Source organism: Parabacteroides sp. AF21-43 (assembly GCF_003635435.1).
In the GTDB taxonomy this organism is placed as follows: domain Bacteria; phylum Bacteroidota; class Bacteroidia; order Bacteroidales; family Tannerellaceae; genus Parabacteroides; species Parabacteroides distasonis.
This window is the reverse complement of record NZ_QTMG01000011.1, coordinates 110,986-130,029: the sequence shown is the minus strand read 5'-3', so window position 1 is coordinate 130,029 and position 19,044 is coordinate 110,986. Positions and strand designations below refer to the sequence as shown.

The 19,044-nt window shown below is 43.1% G+C and carries 15 protein-coding genes and 2 pseudogenes; 11 read left to right on the top strand and 6 right to left on the bottom strand.

Annotated features, from left to right (window positions below; all coding sequences use genetic code 11):
- Positions 1–3: 3 nt before the first annotated feature.
- The gene (locus DWX84_RS10170) at positions 4–2,691 is read left to right on the top strand and encodes a 4-alpha-glucanotransferase (protein ID WP_005865486.1); all 2,688 of its coding nucleotides are present in this window, start codon (positions 4–6) and stop codon (positions 2,689–2,691) included.
- A 39-nt stretch (positions 2,692–2,730) separates the two neighbouring features.
- Here the strand turns inward: DWX84_RS10170 and DWX84_RS10165 are convergent, their stop codons facing one another.
- Positions 2,731–3,102, bottom strand: a complete 372-nt coding sequence (locus tag DWX84_RS10165; protein WP_005855088.1) for a polymer-forming cytoskeletal protein — start codon at positions 3,100–3,102, stop codon at positions 2,731–2,733.
- 91 nt (positions 3,103–3,193) lie between these two features.
- On the opposite strand from DWX84_RS10165, the gene folB reads away from it, so the two are divergent.
- From folB to DWX84_RS10145, 4 genes are all read left to right on the top strand, one after another.
- A complete protein-coding gene (folB, locus tag DWX84_RS10160) occupies positions 3,194–3,562 on the top strand; it encodes a dihydroneopterin aldolase (protein WP_005855090.1) in 369 nt (122 codons plus the stop codon).
- A gap of 77 nt (positions 3,563–3,639) precedes the next feature.
- Positions 3,640–5,076: a monomeric [FeFe] hydrogenase gene (locus DWX84_RS10155; RefSeq protein WP_005855092.1), complete on the top strand. Its 1,437-nt coding sequence runs from the start codon at positions 3,640–3,642 to the stop codon at positions 5,074–5,076.
- A gap of 5 nt (positions 5,077–5,081) precedes the next feature.
- Positions 5,082–6,329 (top strand): PNGase F N-terminal domain-containing protein, encoded by a 1,248-nt coding sequence (locus tag DWX84_RS10150; RefSeq protein WP_048928347.1) that lies wholly within the window; start codon positions 5,082–5,084, stop codon positions 6,327–6,329.
- A 94-nt stretch (positions 6,330–6,423) separates the two neighbouring features.
- A complete protein-coding gene (locus tag DWX84_RS10145) occupies positions 6,424–7,068 on the top strand; it encodes a MarC family protein (RefSeq protein ID WP_005865493.1) in 645 nt (214 codons plus the stop codon).
- Between the two features lie 426 nt (positions 7,069–7,494).
- Here DWX84_RS10145 and DWX84_RS10135 read toward each other — a convergent pair.
- Positions 7,495–7,857, bottom strand: a pseudogene (locus DWX84_RS10135) (glycoside hydrolase family 20 zincin-like fold domain-containing protein); the annotation flags it as partial.
- A 224-nt stretch (positions 7,858–8,081) separates the two neighbouring features.
- Here DWX84_RS10135 and DWX84_RS10130 point away from each other — a divergent pair.
- From DWX84_RS10130 to DWX84_RS10105, 5 genes and pseudogenes are all read left to right on the top strand, one after another.
- Positions 8,082–12,017, top strand: a pseudogene (locus DWX84_RS10130) (two-component regulator propeller domain-containing protein).
- A gap of 203 nt (positions 12,018–12,220) precedes the next feature.
- A complete protein-coding gene (locus DWX84_RS10125; RefSeq protein ID WP_005865498.1) occupies positions 12,221–13,444 on the top strand; it encodes a site-specific integrase in 1,224 nt (407 codons plus the stop codon).
- 495 nt (positions 13,445–13,939) lie between these two features.
- Entirely contained in the window at positions 13,940–14,479 is a 540-nt protein-coding gene (locus DWX84_RS10115; protein WP_005865503.1) for a UpxY family transcription antiterminator, read from the top strand.
- Positions 14,476–15,612, top strand: coding sequence for an MraY family glycosyltransferase (locus DWX84_RS10110; RefSeq protein WP_005865505.1), 1,137 nt, complete (start codon positions 14,476–14,478; stop codon positions 15,610–15,612). Before DWX84_RS10115 ends, DWX84_RS10110 begins: the two co-directional genes overlap by 4 nt.
- Positions 15,613–15,711: 99 nt before the next feature.
- Complete coding sequence (locus tag DWX84_RS10105; protein WP_005865508.1) at positions 15,712–16,437, top strand: tyrosine-protein phosphatase; 726 nt, start codon at positions 15,712–15,714, stop codon at positions 16,435–16,437.
- Here the strand turns inward: DWX84_RS10105 and DWX84_RS10100 are convergent, their stop codons facing one another.
- The 4 genes from DWX84_RS10100 to DWX84_RS10090 all read right to left on the bottom strand — a co-directional run bounded on the left by DWX84_RS10100 (position 16,438) and on the right by DWX84_RS10090 (position 18,089).
- A complete protein-coding gene (locus tag DWX84_RS10100) occupies positions 16,438–16,953 on the bottom strand; it encodes an N-acetylmuramoyl-L-alanine amidase (RefSeq protein ID WP_005865510.1) in 516 nt (171 codons plus the stop codon).
- 12 nt (positions 16,954–16,965) lie between these two features.
- Entirely contained in the window at positions 16,966–17,076 is a 111-nt protein-coding gene (locus DWX84_RS21475; RefSeq protein ID WP_005865512.1) for a smalltalk protein, read from the bottom strand.
- A 43-nt stretch (positions 17,077–17,119) separates the two neighbouring features.
- Positions 17,120–17,593: an HU family DNA-binding protein gene (locus DWX84_RS10095; RefSeq protein ID WP_005865514.1), complete on the bottom strand. Its 474-nt coding sequence runs from the start codon at positions 17,591–17,593 to the stop codon at positions 17,120–17,122.
- Between the two features lie 235 nt (positions 17,594–17,828).
- A complete protein-coding gene (locus DWX84_RS10090) occupies positions 17,829–18,089 on the bottom strand; it encodes a DUF4248 domain-containing protein (protein ID WP_009018605.1) in 261 nt (86 codons plus the stop codon).
- 122 nt (positions 18,090–18,211) lie between these two features.
- On the opposite strand from DWX84_RS10090, the gene DWX84_RS10085 reads away from it, so the two are divergent.
- Positions 18,212–19,021, top strand: a complete 810-nt coding sequence (locus DWX84_RS10085) for a hypothetical protein (protein ID WP_005865518.1) — start codon at positions 18,212–18,214, stop codon at positions 19,019–19,021.
- Positions 19,022–19,044 lie beyond the last annotated feature (23 nt).

Below are 19,044 nucleotides of genomic sequence, written 5' to 3'. Positions count from 1 at the left end.
ACCATGAAAGTCACTTTTAATATAAACTTCCATACCGTTTGGGGACAGAAGTTATGTGTAGTGGGCTCCATACCGGAATTAGGCTCTTGGGAACCTGCTTTGGCTAAGGAGATGAATTACTCTGGGGATGGAAACTGGAAACTGGAACTGGATCTTCCACCCGATATAAAAGATATAGAATATAGATATTTCTTAAGTGTTAATGATAAGCAGATCTTTGAGGAGTGGGAGAAGAATCACCGGATTGTATTGGATGGACAATCTGATTCTTACATCCTTTATGATTATTGGCAAATCCGTCCGGATAATCTAGCCTTTTATTCTTCTGCTTTCACCAAAAGTTTATTCGCTCATCCCTGCAATACACATGAGAGGGTCGTTAGAAGTGGAAGAAAATTGGTGATAAAGATATCCGCTCCCCGGGTGGAAAAGAATCAGTGTGTAGCCATTACTGGAAATCAAGAATGCTTAGGTAACTGGCATCCGGACAAGGCTTTATTGTTGAGTTGCGATACTTTCCCGGAATGGCATATTGATTTAGACGCTGCGGAGATACGGTATCCTTTAGAATATAAATTTTTGGTTTGGGATAATGATTCCCGTCAACCTTTGTATTGGGAGAGTGATGAGAATCGTATTCTAAGTCTTGTTCCCCAGAAACAGGGTGAGACCGTTGTTATATCTGGTCTTTACTTCCGGGATAGCTTACCGTTATGGCGTTGTGCCGGCTCGGTTATCCCCGTCTTTTCCTTGCGCTCGGAAAAGAGCTTTGGGGTAGGTGATTTGGGAGATTTACACATGTTGGTGGATTGGGCTAGAAAGACGCACCAACGTATCATTCAAGTATTACCTATGAATGATACGACGATGACCCATACTTGGGTGGATTCCTATCCGTATAGCGCTATTTCTATTTATGCCCTTCATCCCATGTATGTGGATTTATCGGCTTTGGGGACCTTGCAAGATCCGGAGAGAGCTGCTTTTTATGCAGGGAAGCAAAAAGAATTAAACGCAAAAGATACGGTTGATTACGAGGAAGTACTGAAATATAAATTGGGTTATTGTCAAGAATATTTCGCAGGGGAGGGTAAGGCTGTATTAGATACGCCGGAGTTTAAAGAGTTCTTGGCGCAAAATGAGTCATGGTTGATGCCTTACGCTACTTATTGCTTCTTGCGGGAAAGTTATGGGACATCGGATTTCTCTCAATGGCAAGGTAATTCTACTTACAATAAGACACGTGTTCGCGCCCTATGCCGGGAAGATAGTGACGCATGGCCGGAGATCTCGTTCTCTTATTTCTTGCAATATGTATTGCACAACCAGTTCAAGTCGGTATCGGATTATGCCCGTAAGAATGGAGTTGTATTGAAAGGTGATTTGCCCATTGGCGTGAGCCGCACTAGTGTAGAGGCTTGGACGGAACCGAAATATTTTAATATGAATGGTCAAGCGGGTGCTCCCCCCGATGACTTTTCCATGAACGGTCAGAACTGGCTGTTCCCGACTTATAACTGGGATGCGATGGAGAAAGATAATTTCTCTTGGTGGAAAAAACGCTTCGCTAAGTTAAGTGATTATTTCGATTGTTTCCGTATAGATCACATCTTGGGATTTTTCCGAATATGGGAGGTTCCTTGTGAATATGTGCAAGGGCTTTGTGGTCATTTCAATCCAGCGTTGCCGTTCTCGAGAGAAGAGATCGAGCAGTATGGATTGAATTTTAACGAATCTCGTTTCACGACCCCACATATCAATCGACAATTTTTATCGGAATTGTTTGAGGAAAATACAGAAGAGGTGATAGGTGCTTATTTGGCACAATCCTCCTCCCGGCATTATGTGTTAAAACCGTTCTGTGATACGCAAAGGAAGATTGAGGCGTTGTTTGCGGATAAGGCGGATCCTGTTTCCCTACGGATCAAGAATGGCCTGTTTACGATTGCGAATGAGGTATTATTTCTTCGTGACCCAAGAGAGACCGATAAGTTTCATCCCCGGATCTCGGCGAATCAATCCTATATCTATCGGGAATTGAGTGGTTCCGACCGTTATGCGTTCGATCAGTTATACTGGCATTTCTTCTATCATCGCCATAATGATTTTTGGAAGGCGCAAGCGTTTAAGCGTTTGACACCGTTGGTTGCGTCCACGGAGATGTTGGTTTGTGGAGAGGATCTCGGTATGATCCCCGCCTCTGTTCCCGAGGTTATGAATAAGTTGCAAATACTAAGCTTGGAGATTGAGCGTATGCCGAAGAGCCCACAGCGGGAATTTTCCGATATGTTCAATCTGCCTTATCATTCGGTTTGTACGACTTCTACACATGATATGACTCCTCTTCGTAATTGGTGGAAAGAAGATCCGGAGAAGACACAGCGTTATTACAACCATGTATTGCAACGGATCGGTGAGGCCCCGGATGAATGTACGGCTGAAATCGTTGCCCAGATTATTTCTAATCATTTGAAGACTCGTTCCATGCTGACGATTATTCCGTTGCAGGATTGGTTTGCTATGGATGATTCTATCAAGCGGAAGGATATAGAATCCGAGCGTATTAACGTTCCTGCGAATTCAACGCATTATTGGCGCTACCGGATGCATATTACGTTGGAACAGCTTTTACAGGCTGATAACCTGAATAATAAGATAGTCTCGTTGATAAAAGAGGCTGGACGAAAATAAGAAAGACTAAGGGCCGTATCGAAAAGTGCGGCCCTCAGTCTATTTGTCCGCTTTCTTTTTCTCGGAACACATCGAGCAGGCTCCGTTGAACCGTGCGTTTGGTTCGATCTCTAGGGATTGGGTATATATATCTCCCTTGATAATTGCTGTTGATTTTAGAATAAGCTTTGCGCTTACTTTTACGGAGCCATCTACCTCACCGAGAATCTCAGCATTCTCGGATACGATATTGCCTGTTACGCTACCTTTGGGGCCGATAACGATCTTGCCGTTGCAACTGATATCTCCCTCTACTTTTCCATCCAAGCGAAAGTCTGTCTCTGTGATAATATTACCCTTTATCGTTGTCCCCGCAGCCAAGGCGTTGTGTAATCCGCCTGCGGAATTTTCATCTTTTTGTTTTATTCCCATCATAATGTGTTGTTACTTGGTTGACAAATATAAGACTATTTTTTTGCAGGAAGGTTTACTTTCTATACATTTACAGATAAATTAAAAGATTATGACAACAAAGATTGAATTACGAAGGATGACATTCTATGCCTATCATGGCGTGGCACCCCAAGAGACCCGGGTTGGGAATACTTTTATCGTAGATTTGATACTGACAGCTCCGTTGGAGAACGCGGTATGGAGCGACGATTTAAGCGATACGATCAATTACGCCACAGTATATGAAACCGTGAAAGCAGAAATGGCTATCCCCTCGAGACTTCTCGAGCACGCGGCGGGGCGTATCTTGAAGGCTTTGAAAGAGAGATTTCCACAGATCACGGAGGTGGAACTTGTCTTGTCTAAATTAAATCCTCCGTTTGGCGGAGATATTCATAGTGCTTCGATAATTCTTAAAGAAAGCTTTCTTTCTGTTTAGAAACTTTTATTTACCTTCGCGTTTGTAAAGAAGTGATGCGATATACGATATACTAAAAGCACAAATACGATAACATTATGGCATTTACCAACAACGTAATGATTGTTCGTCACGGATTGCTGGCGAAGTTAGTAAAGCTCTGGAAAGAAAACCGTCTTCTAGAAGAAATTGATCGCTTGCCGATCGAGTTGAGTCCCCGAAAATCGAAAGTGAGGGGCCGTTGCTGTGTACATAAGGAACGTGCCGTCTGGAAATACAAAACCTTGCCTTTGCTTGGTTTTGATATGCAGGACGAGGAAGATGAGTTGACACCGCTTTCAGAGTATGCGAAGCGTGCCTTGTTCCGCTCGGAGAATAAGAAGGAAAATATCATGTGTGTAGTGGATGAGGCGTGTTCCTCTTGTGTCTCCGTGAATTATGAGATCACGAATCTTTGCCGGGGTTGCGTGGCTCGTAGTTGTTATATGAACTGCCCGAAGGACGCTATCCGATTCAAGAAAAACGGTCAGGCCGAGATTGATCATGAAACTTGTATCAGCTGTGGTAAATGCCACCAAAGTTGTCCGTACCATGCCATCGTTTATATCCCGATCCCTTGCGAGGAAGTTTGTCCGGTTAAGGCGATCAGCAAGGACGAGTATGGGGTGGAGCATATCGACGAGTCTAAATGTATATATTGCGGTAAATGTGTGAATGCTTGTCCGTTCGGTGCTATCTTCGAGATCTCGCAAGTATTCGATATCTTGCAACGCTTGCGGAATAAGGAACAGATGGTAGCGATTGTCGCTCCGTCTATCTTAGCTCAGTTTAGCGCTCCGAAGGAAAAAGTGTATGGCGCTATCAAGTCCTTGGGATTCGAGGAAGTGGTCGAGGTGGCGCAAGGCGCTATGGAAACCACCCGTCATGAGGCGGAAGAATTGATCGAGAAATTGAAAGAAGGACAACCGTTCATGACCACTAGTTGCTGTCCGTCTTACGTGCAATTGGCCGAGAAACATATCCCGGATTTAAAGAAATACATCTCTTCTACTGGATCTCCGATGTATTATACGGCCCGTATCGTGAAGGAAAAATATCCGGATGCGAAGATCGTGTTTGTTGGCCCGTGCGTGGCGAAACGAAAAGAGGTGAAACTAGATCCGTGCGTGGATTTTACACTTACGTTTGAGGAAGTAGGTTCCGTATTGGAGGGATTGGGTATCAAGATCGAGGAGGCCCAGCCTTTCTCCGTATTATTTAACGCTGTCCGTGAGGCGCATGGCTTCGCCCAAAGTGGTGGTGTGATCAACGCCGTTAAGGTTTATTTGAAGGACGAGAACGTAAATGCCGTGCAGGTAGCCAACCTGACAAAGAAAAATGTGGCATTATTACGCGCTTACGCTAAAACCGGAAAGGCTCCCGCGCAGTTTATAGAAGTGATGGCTTGCGAGGGCGGTTGTGTGACCGGTCCTTGTACGCACGCCGATAAGACTGCCGGACAAAAGCAGCTTATTAAGGAGCTTACTAAATTCTAGACAAAATGATTAAAAAATTGGCTTTATTTGTCTCCTTGACGGGAGTTTTTCTATGTACCGCTTCTTGCGGACATAAAGAATTACCGTCGATGGGAGATTATTCCGTACAGGTATTTAATGATACCCGCATACGTTTCGCTCCGGATGTATATCCCGCCGCTTTTAACGCTCCGGGACCGGACAGTATCTATCATTTGGTGAATGGCCGTATTATCTTGAAGAAGGTAACATTGCCGAAATATAAGCGAAACGTTTCCGTCAAACTCCGGGTTACGGTAGCTTCGAATGGAGATCGCTGGGATAAATCCGGGTCTTGTTTTGTATTGCCAAATGCCTCGGGCATTAATTTGTTGAATATCGCTAAAGGCGAGAAGGAGTTTCCTGCGGTGGATAGCGTGAAACTGGAGAAGATGATCGGTATCATCCCCGGGACGGATTATCAACCTACCGTGGAATTGATGCGTTTCATGACTCCGTTCGGAGTAGGGCATTACAGTAGTCCCGAGGATAGCTTGACGAAACATCGTAAACCGGTGTATGTCGACCATTGGGAAGATAGCGTAAGCTGGGAGCAAGACATAACCGATTTGTATCCTCTTTTGGAAGGTGGTGCTTATGTTGGAATCTTTATCGATACATGGACACCGGAAGGATACGTCGCAAGCATGACGATTGATGTGGATGAGTCCGATCTGACTTGCGACGCTTTGCCGAAGAAACATGTAGAGCCGTTGATGAATACGGTTTATTATATCGGGCAGGAATATCCGGATATATTCGCCCGGAAGGACGTGTCATTGGATTTTGATATTCCTCAAGGCGCACGTGATGTCCGTCTGAAATATATCGTTACGGGACATGGCGGTCATTCCGGCGGGGATGAGTTCGTGGAAAAACAGAATATTGTTTCCGTTGATGGAGTTCCAGTCTTGGATTTTGTTCCTTGGCGTACGGACTGCGCTTCTTTCCGTCGTTTTAATCCGGCTACCGGGGTTTGGTTGAGAAAGCGTCTGGCTTCCTATATCACCGAGAAGGGATATTCGGAGAAAGAAGTAGAGGAACCCTTGGCGTCTTCGGATCTTTCCCGCTCTAATTGGTGTCCCGGATCGGATGTGATACCGGAAGAGGTAGCGTTGAAAGATATCCAACCCGGCCATCATACGCTGACGGTGAGTATTCCGGAAGCGGCAGAAGTGGATGGGAATAAGCTGAATCATTGGTTGGTCTCAGCCTATTTGGTCTGGGATGAGTAAATAATGTGATAATATGTTATGTACCAATGTGCCAATCATTCTCTCTTCAACTAATTGGCATATTGGCACATTAGCCAATTAAAAAATTATTGATATGGAAGACTTGTTACCTTTCGCCCTATTATGTTTCACTTCGTTTTTTACGTTGACCAATCCACTCGGTACGATGCCGGTTTTCTTGACCATGACCAATGGTATGAATGACCATGAACGGAAAGCGATTGTCCGAAGGGCCACGATCGTGTCGTTCATCACCTTGATGGTTTTTACTTTCTCCGGTCAGTTCCTGTTTAAGTTCTTTGGTATCTCCTCAAACGGCTTTCGCATAGCTGGCGGCTTTATTATCTTCAAGATCGGGTTTGATATGCTTCAGGCACGCTATTCCAACGCAAAGTTGAAAGAGGAAGAGGTGAAAACCTATGCGGATGATATATCCATTACTCCTCTGGCGATTCCGATGTTGTGTGGTCCGGGAGCGATCGCCAACGCAATCATGCTTATGGATGACGCTTCGACATTCACCTTAAAGGGTACGTTGATCGGAATAATCGCATTGGTCTATTTTATCACATTCTTGATCTTGCAAGCTTCTACCCGGCTGGTACGTATATTGGGAGAGACTGGAAATAACGTGATGATGCGTTTGATGGGATTGATACTGATGGTGATCGCCGTGGAATGTTTCGTAAGCGGATTGAAGCCTATCTTGATCGATATCTTGCGTGAGGCGATGGGCTAACAAATTACCAGACCAGCTTCTTTCTGCGATGGGCGCTAAATATTGGAATAACCTTTTCTTATCCTCATCGCAATCGGAGATATTTGCTTTCCAGATAAGTCGCTCTGCTTGGAACGGGAGATACGATATGATATCATGGGTGTGTGTTGTCCCGTTTGAGATCGTGATCTTCTTGGATTTAGCATACAGGTTCATATCCTTCATTTTTTGCTGTCCTTCAGGTGTCGTATCATGAACTTCTTGTGTGAAATGAAGTCTGTTTATTTTTAACATGGCTAGGTGATCGATCAATTCTTTGAGATTATCCTTCGAGATGAGAGTGAAAGGTGTGTGTATTGCCACGGTCCGATTGCTGTATCGGGGGCCATCTAGTATGGTCATTCCCGGTACGTTCCATTGAATATTCTCTACCTGAGTTTGGCTGTTTATTGCTGGAGGAAGCAGAAAACGTAAGGTTTGCATTGCGTAAAAGAAACCTTTTTGTCCGGATGCTTTTATTAGAATACAAGAGGGGGCTATATTCAGTTTATAATGTTCGGCCGCTAGTTCTCTGTCTGTGCGGAATATGATATTGGCTCGTTTGTCTTGTATTTTTATTTCCGGGGTGAATCCGGCGGAAAGCGTGAATAGATCGGTCAACTCCCGAGCGATCATAGCCTGTTTTTCATTTTCTACACTAATGAGGGTTGCCTTGTTGAATGTGAAATCACCTTTGTCTGATACACTTTGCAAGGGGAAAGGAATGATCTCCGGTTTTTCGTCCGGAAGGAAACATTTTACAAGTATCATAACCAAAATAATAAAATATATACCCGTTGTACGTAACATAAGAATAATTTTTAATGATATGCTTTTTTGTTTAATTTTTCACTTGCTGCAAATCTATGCTTTAAGGATATTTTCTTGGGTCCAAAATCGTCCGTGAAAATTCAAAAAACGTTTTTTTTAGACTCTGCAAGCCTTATATTTCGGACGATTTAGTGTTTTTGCCGAACAATGGGTGATATACAACTATGCGAGTATTTTGGAGGTTTTTACAATTATATCTATTGCTGTTTTTTGTGTGTTTAGCGGAGTCTCTTTATGCAGCTCCTAAGTATTATTTTAAACAAATTTCTTTGGAAAACGGATTATCGCAGTCTTCCGTGAAATGTGTACTGGTAGATGAAAGAGGTGTTATGTGGATTGGTACCCGGTTTGGGTTGAATCGTTTCGATAGGGAAAAAATAACCGTTTATCAGGAGGAGAGAGAGAATCCGAATTCTCTTCCTTATAATGATATTGTTTTTTTAGAGGAAGATGCGGAGGGGAATGTTTGGGTAGGAACTAGTCGCGGATTGGCATATTTCGATCGTGGTACTCGAAAATTTGTACGTCAGGAAATAGACGGTCAACCTTTGGTCGCTGCTTGTAGCCTCCTCATGCCGGAAGGAATCTATTTTTTAGGGAAGCAAGGTGTTTTTTGTTATTCCTATGCGGAAAAGAAAATGATCCGGTGTAAGTTCAAGGAAAGTCCGTTTGAATTTTCGCCTAATTATGTTTATTTGTATGACGAAAAAGAGAGGAAGGTCATACTGTCTTTTCTGGAAAAAGGGCTTTGGTGGTATTCGCTAGACACCGGAGATATGGAACGTGTGTCGTTTATCCCCAAAGGGAATATCCCCTCCATGTATATAGATTCATTCAAGAGAATATGGGTGGCTATCTATAATAAAGGTGTTTTTTGTTATGATCGAGAGGGGAGATTGCAGGAGCATTTGGAAACCCCGGAGAGATTGACTCATAATATCGTGCAAGATATGTGCGAGAAAGATGGCGAACTTTAGCTGGCGACGGACGGAGGTGGTATCAATATATATAATTACAAAAATAAGACCGTAAGAGCGATTATGCATCTTCCGGGCGATCGCCATTCGTTGCCGGTAAATTCTTTCGCCTGTCTGTATATCGATGATGAGGATAATGTTTGGGCGGGCAGTATCAGGGGAGGATTGATCGGCATCAAACCTGTTTTTATGACGACTTATCGGGATGCTCCTCCCGGGGCTTCTTACGGTTTGAGTTTTCAGTCGGTCACTTCCATGTATGAAGATCGTGATGGGAAAATCTGGATAGGAACGGATGGGGGAGGTCTTGATTTGTTTGATCCGCAAAAAGAGACTTTCCGGAAATATCCTCAGACTGCGGGGATGAAGGTGGTGTCTATCATGCCGTATAGCGATTCGGAATTGTTGTTATCTTTGTTTGGTGTAGGGCTTTATCATTTTAATAAAAATACAGGAGAATGCCGGGAGTTTTTGTTAAATTGGGGGCATGTGCGAAAGGATTTATTCTTACGAGGTAATTCGATTCGTTTATTTCCTTTAGACGAGGACTGTTTTTGTCTTTTATCCGATAATCATTTGTCTGTGTATAATCGGCGGAAACAACAATTTGAGCCTTTACCGGAAGATCTGTTACCGCAAAGTTTGCTTGCACCCCGTTTCATACAAGGCGATTCTTGTTACATAAGTTCTTCCGCAGCTTTGTATGTGTTGGATATCCCGCATAAGCAACTACGTCCGTTATTTGTGAGGAATGAGGATATCGGTACGATACTTGCGGTAAAACAAGATAAAGATAACCGTTTTTGGTTGGGGACATCTTCCGGTCTATATGTTTATGACCGTCTCTCGGAAAGATTGGACACGGTTGATCAGGATCGTTTTATTGGGGTAACGTCTCTTGCGTTTGATCGTTCTGATCGCCTTTGGATAAGTACTCATGAAGGGTTGTATGCGTATGTACCGGAAGAGAAGCGTGTAATCGTTTTTGGGGAATCTGACGGTGTCTTTACACGTGAGTTTCTTCCGGAACCTGCTTTTGAGGCTTCTTCCGGTAATATTTATATTTCTGGGGTGGAAGGGCTGGTTAGGATACGGCCCGACTATGACATTCATGAGGAAGAGGATTTTTCTGTAAGCATGATTAATTTGGCTTTAGATGGGGCTCCGATTCATCCCGATGGTATATCCGGGGAACAGGCTATTTCCATTCCGTGGGATTATGTTTCTTTTGGGTTAAGTGTTATCGTGAAAGAGAAGGATTTGATGCGGAAGAAATTATTCCGTTTTTACATCAAGGGAGACCGTGAGGAGTTGTTGGAGACTTCAAGCCATGCATTTACATTTCCGGCGCTTTCTCCGGGCAACTATGAATTATGGGTTTCCTATAGCAAGAAGAATGGAGACTGGAGTGTTCCTTTGAGATTATTGGCAGTAGATGTGGAGCCTCCTTTGTGGAGATGCGCTTGGTTCCTGATTGCGATGGGGGTGATTGTGTTTGCGGCAATTGGAGGGATGATCTGGTCTGTTATGCGACGCAAAGAACGGAAACTTGCTTGGGCCATGAAAGAACATGAACGAAAGTTTTATGAGGAAAAAGTCCGTTTCATGGTGAACATCAGCCATGAATTACGTACGCCGCTTACTTTGATCTATGCTCCGCTCAAACGTTTGCTGAAATCCGGAAAGGTGACGGATAAAGATGTATCCCGGCAATTGGATGGTTTGTTGTTGCAAACTTGCCGGATGCGGGAGATCGTCGATATGGTGCTCGATGCCCAGAAGTCTGATACGAACGGCGATGTTATGGATATTCGTTTTTACGATCTTAACGATTGGATACGATCGGTAACGGATGATTTTATCATGGAATTCGAAGCCCGTAGGATTTCTGTGCGGTTCCAGTTGGATGCTTCAGTAGAGAAAGTACCCTTTGATACTTCCAAATGCCGTGTCGTTTTATCTAATTTATTGATAAATGCGATGAAATTCAGCGATCCGGATACCTCATTAGTCATTGGTACGGAGCGTATGGATAAGAATGTGCGGGTTTTCCTTGCGGACCAGGGGATCGGATTGAGACATGTGGATATAAACCGTCTTTTTACCTGTTTTTACCAAGGTGAACACGACCGTAAAGGGAGTGGGATCGGGTTGGCTTATGCCCGGAAACTTATAGAGTTGCATGGCGGAAGTATAGGTGCTTACAATAATGAGGATGGAGGTGCCACTTTCTATTTCGACCTTCCTTTCACGCAAGCGTTTGTTGCCGCGGAACCGGATAGGGTTATCGATTTAAGCGTGAAGGGCACTGACATGCCGGAAACAGATGTGTGCGGAGTACAGGTAGATACGGAGCTTGCTAAATATACATTGTTGGTGGTTGAAGATGAGATAGAGCTGCGTAACTACTTACTCGGTGTCTTGCAGGCAGAGTTTAAGGAGGTTTTTGTAGCCGGAGACGGGGAAGAGGCTTGGGAAATCTTGAGGCAATGTCAGCCGGATATTGTAATCAGTGATGTCATGATGCCTCGGACTGATGGTTTTGAGCTGTGTTACCGAATCAAGAACGACGTAGCGGTTAGCCATATTCCTGTGGTTCTATTGACCGCTAGGGTGGATCAAGCAAGTTCGGTAGAGGGGTATAAATCAGGGGCGGATATCTATTTGGCGAAGCCGTTTGATATAGATTCCTTGTTGGTGATTCTACGGAATATATTGAGACAGCGAGACCTACTTCGTGTGCGTTATCGTGAGTCCGGTTGTCTATTCTCTCCAAAAGAGGATGCGACAAGCAATGCGGACGAACAATTCATGTGTAAATTGAATACGTTGCTTCGGGAGAACTTGAGTAATCCGGATTTGAATGTGCCTTTTATCGCCTCTGCGATGGCGATGAGTAGAACGACGCTTTATAGCAAGTTCAGTCATTTGTCGGATGTCTCGGTTGGTGATTATGTGATTCGGTTTCGTATGGTCGAGGCTTCTCGGTTGCTTTCATCTCATAAGGATATCAGTATTCAGGAAGTAGCGGACCGTGTCGGTTTTTCCAGCGCTCGTTATTTTAGTACGGCTTTTAAACAAAGCTATGGGGTCACTCCAACCGAATATCGTCGAAATAATTAAGTGTTAGTTGCAGACTATTCTTTTCATAAATTCAATCTTTTTAGCAAAATCTGATAGATATCTCCTATAAACAACTTTTTGGGTGAGTCATATGTTTTAAATAGCTCCTGAATGAGGACATTATGATAGATTTTCTATGATAATTATTATTGTCTACCTATTGACATTTCGGGTTGGCTAGTGTAAAATTGGCTTAAAAAAGTATGGCTACAATAAAAGTAAAGTTTCGTCCATCGACGGTGAGAGGCAAAGCGGGTGTTGTCTGTTACCAACTTTGTCACAGACAGGAGAATAGGCAAATAACTACCGATATGCGGATATTTCCTCATTGGTGGAATGGGGAGAAACGAGAGTTGGTTGTTACGCCTGACAATGAAAAAACTATTTTTTCTTATCAGAAACGAATAAATGCGGACTTAGCTGCGATCCGGAAAATCATTCGGGAATTAGATGCTGTAGGGAATGAATACACCTTGTCCGATGTGATCGGGAGATTTCGATCTCCAAAAACTGAAACCGGAATGTTGGACTATTTGAGAAAAGAGATTGGACTCCTTCATGATAGCGGTCAATTCAGTACTTCCCGTAATTATTTACGAACATTGAACAGCTTTTCCTCTTTTTTAGAGAATTGTGATATACCTCTCACCGCATTAGACTCCGATACGGCTTGCAAATATGAGAAATGGCTATGGGGAAGGAGAGTGAGTAAGAATAGTAGCTCATTTTATATGAGAATCTTGCGTGCCGCTTATAATAAAGCTGTACAAGAGCAACTTGTGGAGCAAGCTTTTCCTTTTCATGAGGTATATACCGGGATCGCCAAGACATCGAAACGTGCCGTTAGTGAAAAGACCATTTTGAAATTGCAGAGACTTGACCTGTCTTATTCATCGGCTTTGGCTCTCTCCCGGGATTTGTTTGTATTCAGCTATAGTACTCGAGGGATGGCGTTTGTGGATATGGCTTATTTGAAAAAAGAAAATATAGGTAAAGGGGTAATTACTTACTGTCGCCATAAGACCGGTCAAAACCTGACGTTGCGTATTGAACCTTGTATAGAGGCGATCTTGAGACGATATCTATCGGACTCTTCGAAAACTCCCTATGTATTTCCAATCATTACCGATGAAAATCCGGATCGGGCTTATTTGCAATACCAAACGGGATTGAATTACCATAATCAGAAATTAAAGCGATTGGGGAAGTTAATCGGTGAGACATTGCCTCTATCTTCATACACTCCCCGCCATAGTTGGGCTACCGCTGCACGCAATCATAATATCCCTGTTGCGGTTATCAGCGCAGGAATGGGACATACCTCCGAGAAAACAACTCTTATTTATTTGGACTCTTTGGATAACTCGTTGATAGACAATGCGAATAATGGGATTTTAAAAGATCTAAATTCTACTGTCTCTTGGTAAGAAATCTTAGAAATACGTCGCAAATGTAATTATAATCTGCAAAACAAAAAAATAAAGGGGGGATTTTTGGATATAAATTGTATCCTCTGTTGATGTAACTCGTTAACAAATAGCGTATATAAATACGTTAATTGTTTTCTTCTCTATTATTCTTTGTCTGGTCTGGAAAATGAGAGTGTATACTTTTTTCGACAACAACCTTATCTTTTTTCGAGTATCAAATTGAGTAAACCGAGTAAAAAAGTAGTTTATATATATATTATATATTTGATAATAAGATAAATAACTATTTGTACTGTTTCTTACCAAGAAACGGTAGAAATATAGGGTTAGGGTTTCCCATTCACTGTAGTCAGGAATGGTCCTCATTTCGGAATTTTATATAAAAATAGCCGGATTAACCTTGATTGCTGTATATCCTTTAATCAAAAAATAAGGAAATACAGGAATGGAAGGTATATCCTCTTTGTACATGAATAAAAACGGTATAATTCATTGAAAACAATAACACTTGACGGCAACCATTGGTTTGCGCTAAAAGTATTTTATAACAAAGTTTTTGAGATCGAGGAATCCCTCAAGAAGGATGATATCGATTGCTATTTCCCTTGTGAGTATGCGGTGGTCATGCGGAATGGAGTAAGAAAGATCATACGTAAACCAATTATCAGTTCAATCCTGTTCTTTCATTCTACGACATTGCGTGCGATGGAGATACAGAGGCAATTCACGGACAAGGTGATCCTGTATACAAGAGATAAGGAATTGAAAAAGGTGCCACTTATCATTCCGGACCGGGAGATGAATATTTTCATGTTGGTCACGTCATCCGGCGAGAAAGGAATGGAATATTTGGGGGCTGACAGTACCAAGTTTTGTCGGGGAGAACGTGTGAGAGTGATTGACGGGAAATTCAAGGGGGCGGAAGGATATATCTGCAGGATCAAGAAAAACAGCCGTTTGGTTGTCGCCATTCAGGGGGTCTGTGCCGTAGCGACCTCCTATATCCCACAAAGCTTTATTCAAAAAATATGAGAACGATAATAGAGACCGGTCTTTTTTTATCAGGTGGTTTTTTGATATCCATTTTACAGGGATTGATACTTATCCCCAATATCTTGTTGATCTCCTATAAGAAACGATTGTTTGATCAGCCCGACGAGCGTAAGGTGCATTCCATACCTGTTCCCCGCTTGGGAGGTATCTCTTTCTTCCCGGCGATACTCGTGTCGCTCTGTTTGATAATCGGTCTGTTCCATTGCGTTGGGATTCCGATAGCTCGTTTGCTAACCGATCGAAGTTTGTTGGAGTTACTGTTTTGGGTCAGTGGTTGTATGCTACTTTATCTCATTGGTGTGGCAGATGATCTGGTGGGTGTCGGTTATCGTTACAAATTTGTTGTTCAGGTTTTTACGGCGATCCTATTGGTGTTGCCGGGGGCATGGATTAACTCGTTAGGCGGTTTGTTCGGAATTTATATGCTTCCTTCGTGGGTGGGTATTCCTTTGACGGTTTTGATAGTCGTTTATATAACCAACGCTATTAACCTGATTGACGGTATAGACGGCTTGGCTTCCGGCTTGAGTTGTATCGCGCTTACCGTATTGGCGGCTATCTGTATATCTAACGGATCTTATTTTTATGCATTGTTGGCGTTAGCTACGTTAGGTATATTGATACCTTTCTGGTTCTATAACGTTTTTGGCAACGCTCAGCGTGGGCACAAACTTTTCATGGGGGATACAGGAAGCTTGACGATCGGTTATATCCTCAGCTTCTTGGTAATACAACTAAGTGTCGTACATTCAGATGGGGAGGTCCGGACAAACCCTTATATGGTTATAGCATTCTCGACGCTCTTGGTTCCTCTTCTTGATGTCTTCCGTGTGGTGTTGCATCGATTACGTAAAGGCAGGAATCCCTTCTTACCGGATAAGAATCACATCCATCATAAGTTGTTGCGGACTGGTATGCGTGTCCGTACGGTATTGGTGACGGTCCTGTTAATCTCCTTCTTTTTCATAGGGATGAATATCCTGCTGTCCCCGGTTTTAAATCTTACTTGGTTATTGGTACTAAATATGTTGTTGTGGGCATTGATACATCTTATCATCAACCGGTGTATCATCCTTTACAAGGAAAAAAGTAGCATCAATGAAATCAATTAATTTTATATCAATAAGAGTTCTCATTATTCGTAACCGTTATGGCTACAAATATGGCTACCATTACGGCTACGCTGGATATACGAAAGAGGAATAAATAGGATGTGGTTTTTCAAAAAGCAGACCAGTCTTGTGGGAAGCGGTATTTTGGAGGGATTTACTGATTACCATTCACATATATTACCCGGGGTGGATGATGGTATACAGACGTTGGGTGAATCTTTGGATACGTTGGATTGTTTGGAGAAACTAGGAGTTAAATCTATTTGGCTTACTCCCCATGTCATGGAAGACATTCCCAACACGAGCGAGAAATTGAGAGAACGTTTCCAGCTTCTTCTTCAATATTATTCCGGAGGTATAGCTCTCCATTTAGCTGCGGAATACATGTTGGATAACTTATTTGAGGAGCGACTGGCCTCGGAAGACTTGTTGCCGATTGGCAAGGCTCAAAAACATTTGCTAGTGGAGACTTCCTATTTTAATCCTCCGATGGGATTAAATAATATTCTGCTTCGGATCAAGGCAAAAGGCTATATACCTGTACTGGCGCATCCCGAACGATATACCTATATGAATGAGAAAGATTATTGGCGATTGAAAGGTATGAACGTGAGGTTCCAATTGAATCTCCTTTCCTTGATTGGTGCATATGGTCCGGAGGTTCGAGGTAAGGAGGAGTGGCTACTGAAAAACGGCTATTATCAACTCTGTGGAACTGATATTCATAGCCTTAAGCTTTGGAAAGAAAGTGTTATGAAGAAAAGAATATCGGGAAATGTCTCTCGAATGTTGCAAGGCATCATAGCGACACATTTCCCGGGATAGTTAATGGAACAAGTAACGATATTCATCGCACGAGAAGCAGGGACAAGCTTTCTTTACGCCGGGCAAGTCACGATGCCCCACGATAAGCGCATGAGGAAAGAGCGTGTGGAGTTTCCACAGGAGTTCCCTCAATTGCTCCTTCTGTTCCGGGGTACGGGTATCGGCGGTTTTGCCGCTTTCATCCAATCCGCCTTCATAACAAATACCTATGCTGCAACGATTGAGTCCACGGACATGGGCACCTACTTCCAGCAGTCGGCGATGCTGTGTCACGATTCCACTCCTGCGGATATAGAAATGATAGCCGATGGTACGGAATCCCCGTACCTTATGGTCACGGAGAAGCTGTTCCACCGTATAGTCACGGTCACTTTGGGTAGCGGAACAATGTATGACGATGAAGCGGACAGAGTCCGCCCCATTCATCATTAATCCGCTTTCCACTTGCGTCAGCAGGGTACGCTCGTTGAGCGTCTCTTCTCCGCCGACAATCATGGGAAATGTTTCTTGCGTCATTGTCACTAGAATTTAGAAGTGAGAAACACAGGAAGATACACCTAATGCCGTTAAGGCTGCGATAATAGCCTGTACGATAGCTTGGACTATTTTCTTCCAATCGATTTTACTTGATTTGCTCATGTCTGTTCAAATTTTGAGGTAAATAATGTATAGTTTATGAAAATCAGATCTCACCGGGGCTTTCGGAATCCCCTTCCTCGGGAGTTACGATAGGTACCCCACCCTTAAAGTCGATTCTCACCAAATTGGTTTTCTCGGGCAGGAGCGCATAACGGAACGTCCCGTTAAGGATCGTATACTCGGCGTTAAACGCCGGTCGGATACTTTTCACCAGCTTGGCTGTCACCTCCTTGGGTGTGCTTACGCTTTTCTCGGTGAGCAACTCGTTGTAGAAGATGCCCAATCCGTCCAGCTTGATCTTGTAACCAAGCGCCATGTGGGTTTGGCAGAAATAAGCGAGACGTTCGATGACCCCGATCACGTCGGCTGGTGTCAAGGCCGACTCTTGTGCGATCTGGGTAGCCACCTGCTTGGTAGTGATTGTACCATAATAATAAGCTTGAGCACTGTAAACAGTTTCTCCCTTACGAGGGCCAATGTTCAAATCGATTTTTCTAGCATAAAAAGGCTGTGCCATAATGTTAAAATTTTAATAGTGAATACTCTGTTATTTTTATCAATGTCATTGACTGATACAAAAGTAAGGAAGTCGAAAACCTCACTTTCCGATGCTTTCGGTTTCATTCCGGTTGTTTCGTTTAAGGCATTTCCGAAGTGAATAACTAATGGCTTGTCAAGTGAATAACTAACGGCTATACCTAGTGAATAACTAGCGGCTCGGGAAGTGAATAACTAATGGCTTCAGTCCCCGCTTACGGTTCACCGAGATACTGTACGATGATGCCTATTTGCCTAGGTGTAAACGTCTTGTTATAAGTCTTATAGTACGCTCCTTTCAATTCGGCGATCAGGTGGGGGTTATGCTTCATTAAGTTGCGGAGGTTTGCGATGGCAGATTCCTCGTTGACCGTATCCGGAAAATAGAGCCTCGCCAACTCCCTTTTGGAGTACGGGCGGATTCGGAAATTCGTGTTGTTCATATTAAAAAAGAGTTTTAGGTGAAAACTGTTCATTGCTTTTACATCCGGATGATATTGCGAAACTATATAGTTTGTGACAAAGCGTGGAATATCTGCAAAAAATATCTAAACACTTCAAAAACAATCAAGGGGTAATTCTCTCCATATAATATACAATGAATAAAGAAGAATATAAAAAATCACTTCACCGTCATTATCCCGAAGAACCGGACAATGTGTTGGAGTTGGCATGGCATTTCCACGGTATGGAGAAAGCGAAGAAATATATAAAATTGTTGGAGACATGTAATCATAATGCCGATTTAGCGATAAAAGCCATTCGGGCGATGTACGTGTCGTGTGACATAGATGCGGTCAAGGCCGTTAGTGAAAAATTTATTACGGTTTTACTGCCTTTCACTTGTATGGAAAAAACAGCCAAGCCCCATTCCGTGACCTTCCATGTGCGGAAAATGCTGGACGATTGTGATGTAAAGGCTGAGCGTAAAACAGAGGAAGCTCGGTTACGACAAGCCTGTCTTACCCGGCAGCGAGCCAATAGTCCTTCTCGAACTGCGGATGTAACCATACAGATCCGGTTCCAAACAGATAATGAGGATTTGATTCGTCAAATCATGCAGTTGGCTTCGGCAAGTAATGCTGTACTAGTTAAGGTTGAAGAGAGTGATTTGGAAATTGGAGGTAACTATTGCGAATCGACACAGGGTTGGGATGATGCCCAAAATATCTCCATGTCTCTTAATGATTATTATAATGTTTCCCAAGTTTTCGATCCCCCCGGAACTTTAAATTGGTTTCAACTGGAGGGTGCGGCAAAAGATATGCTGGTAACTATCGCCAATCTACGTTCTATCTTTGGAGAAGAAGATCCGGAGGTGGAATACATATCTATATATAAAGGTATAAGAAGTTTGTCACTGAGTCATGCACAAAGATTGGCTGAGTGTGAGATGAGTGGTTGGTAGTCAAATTAGGGCTCAATCATAGT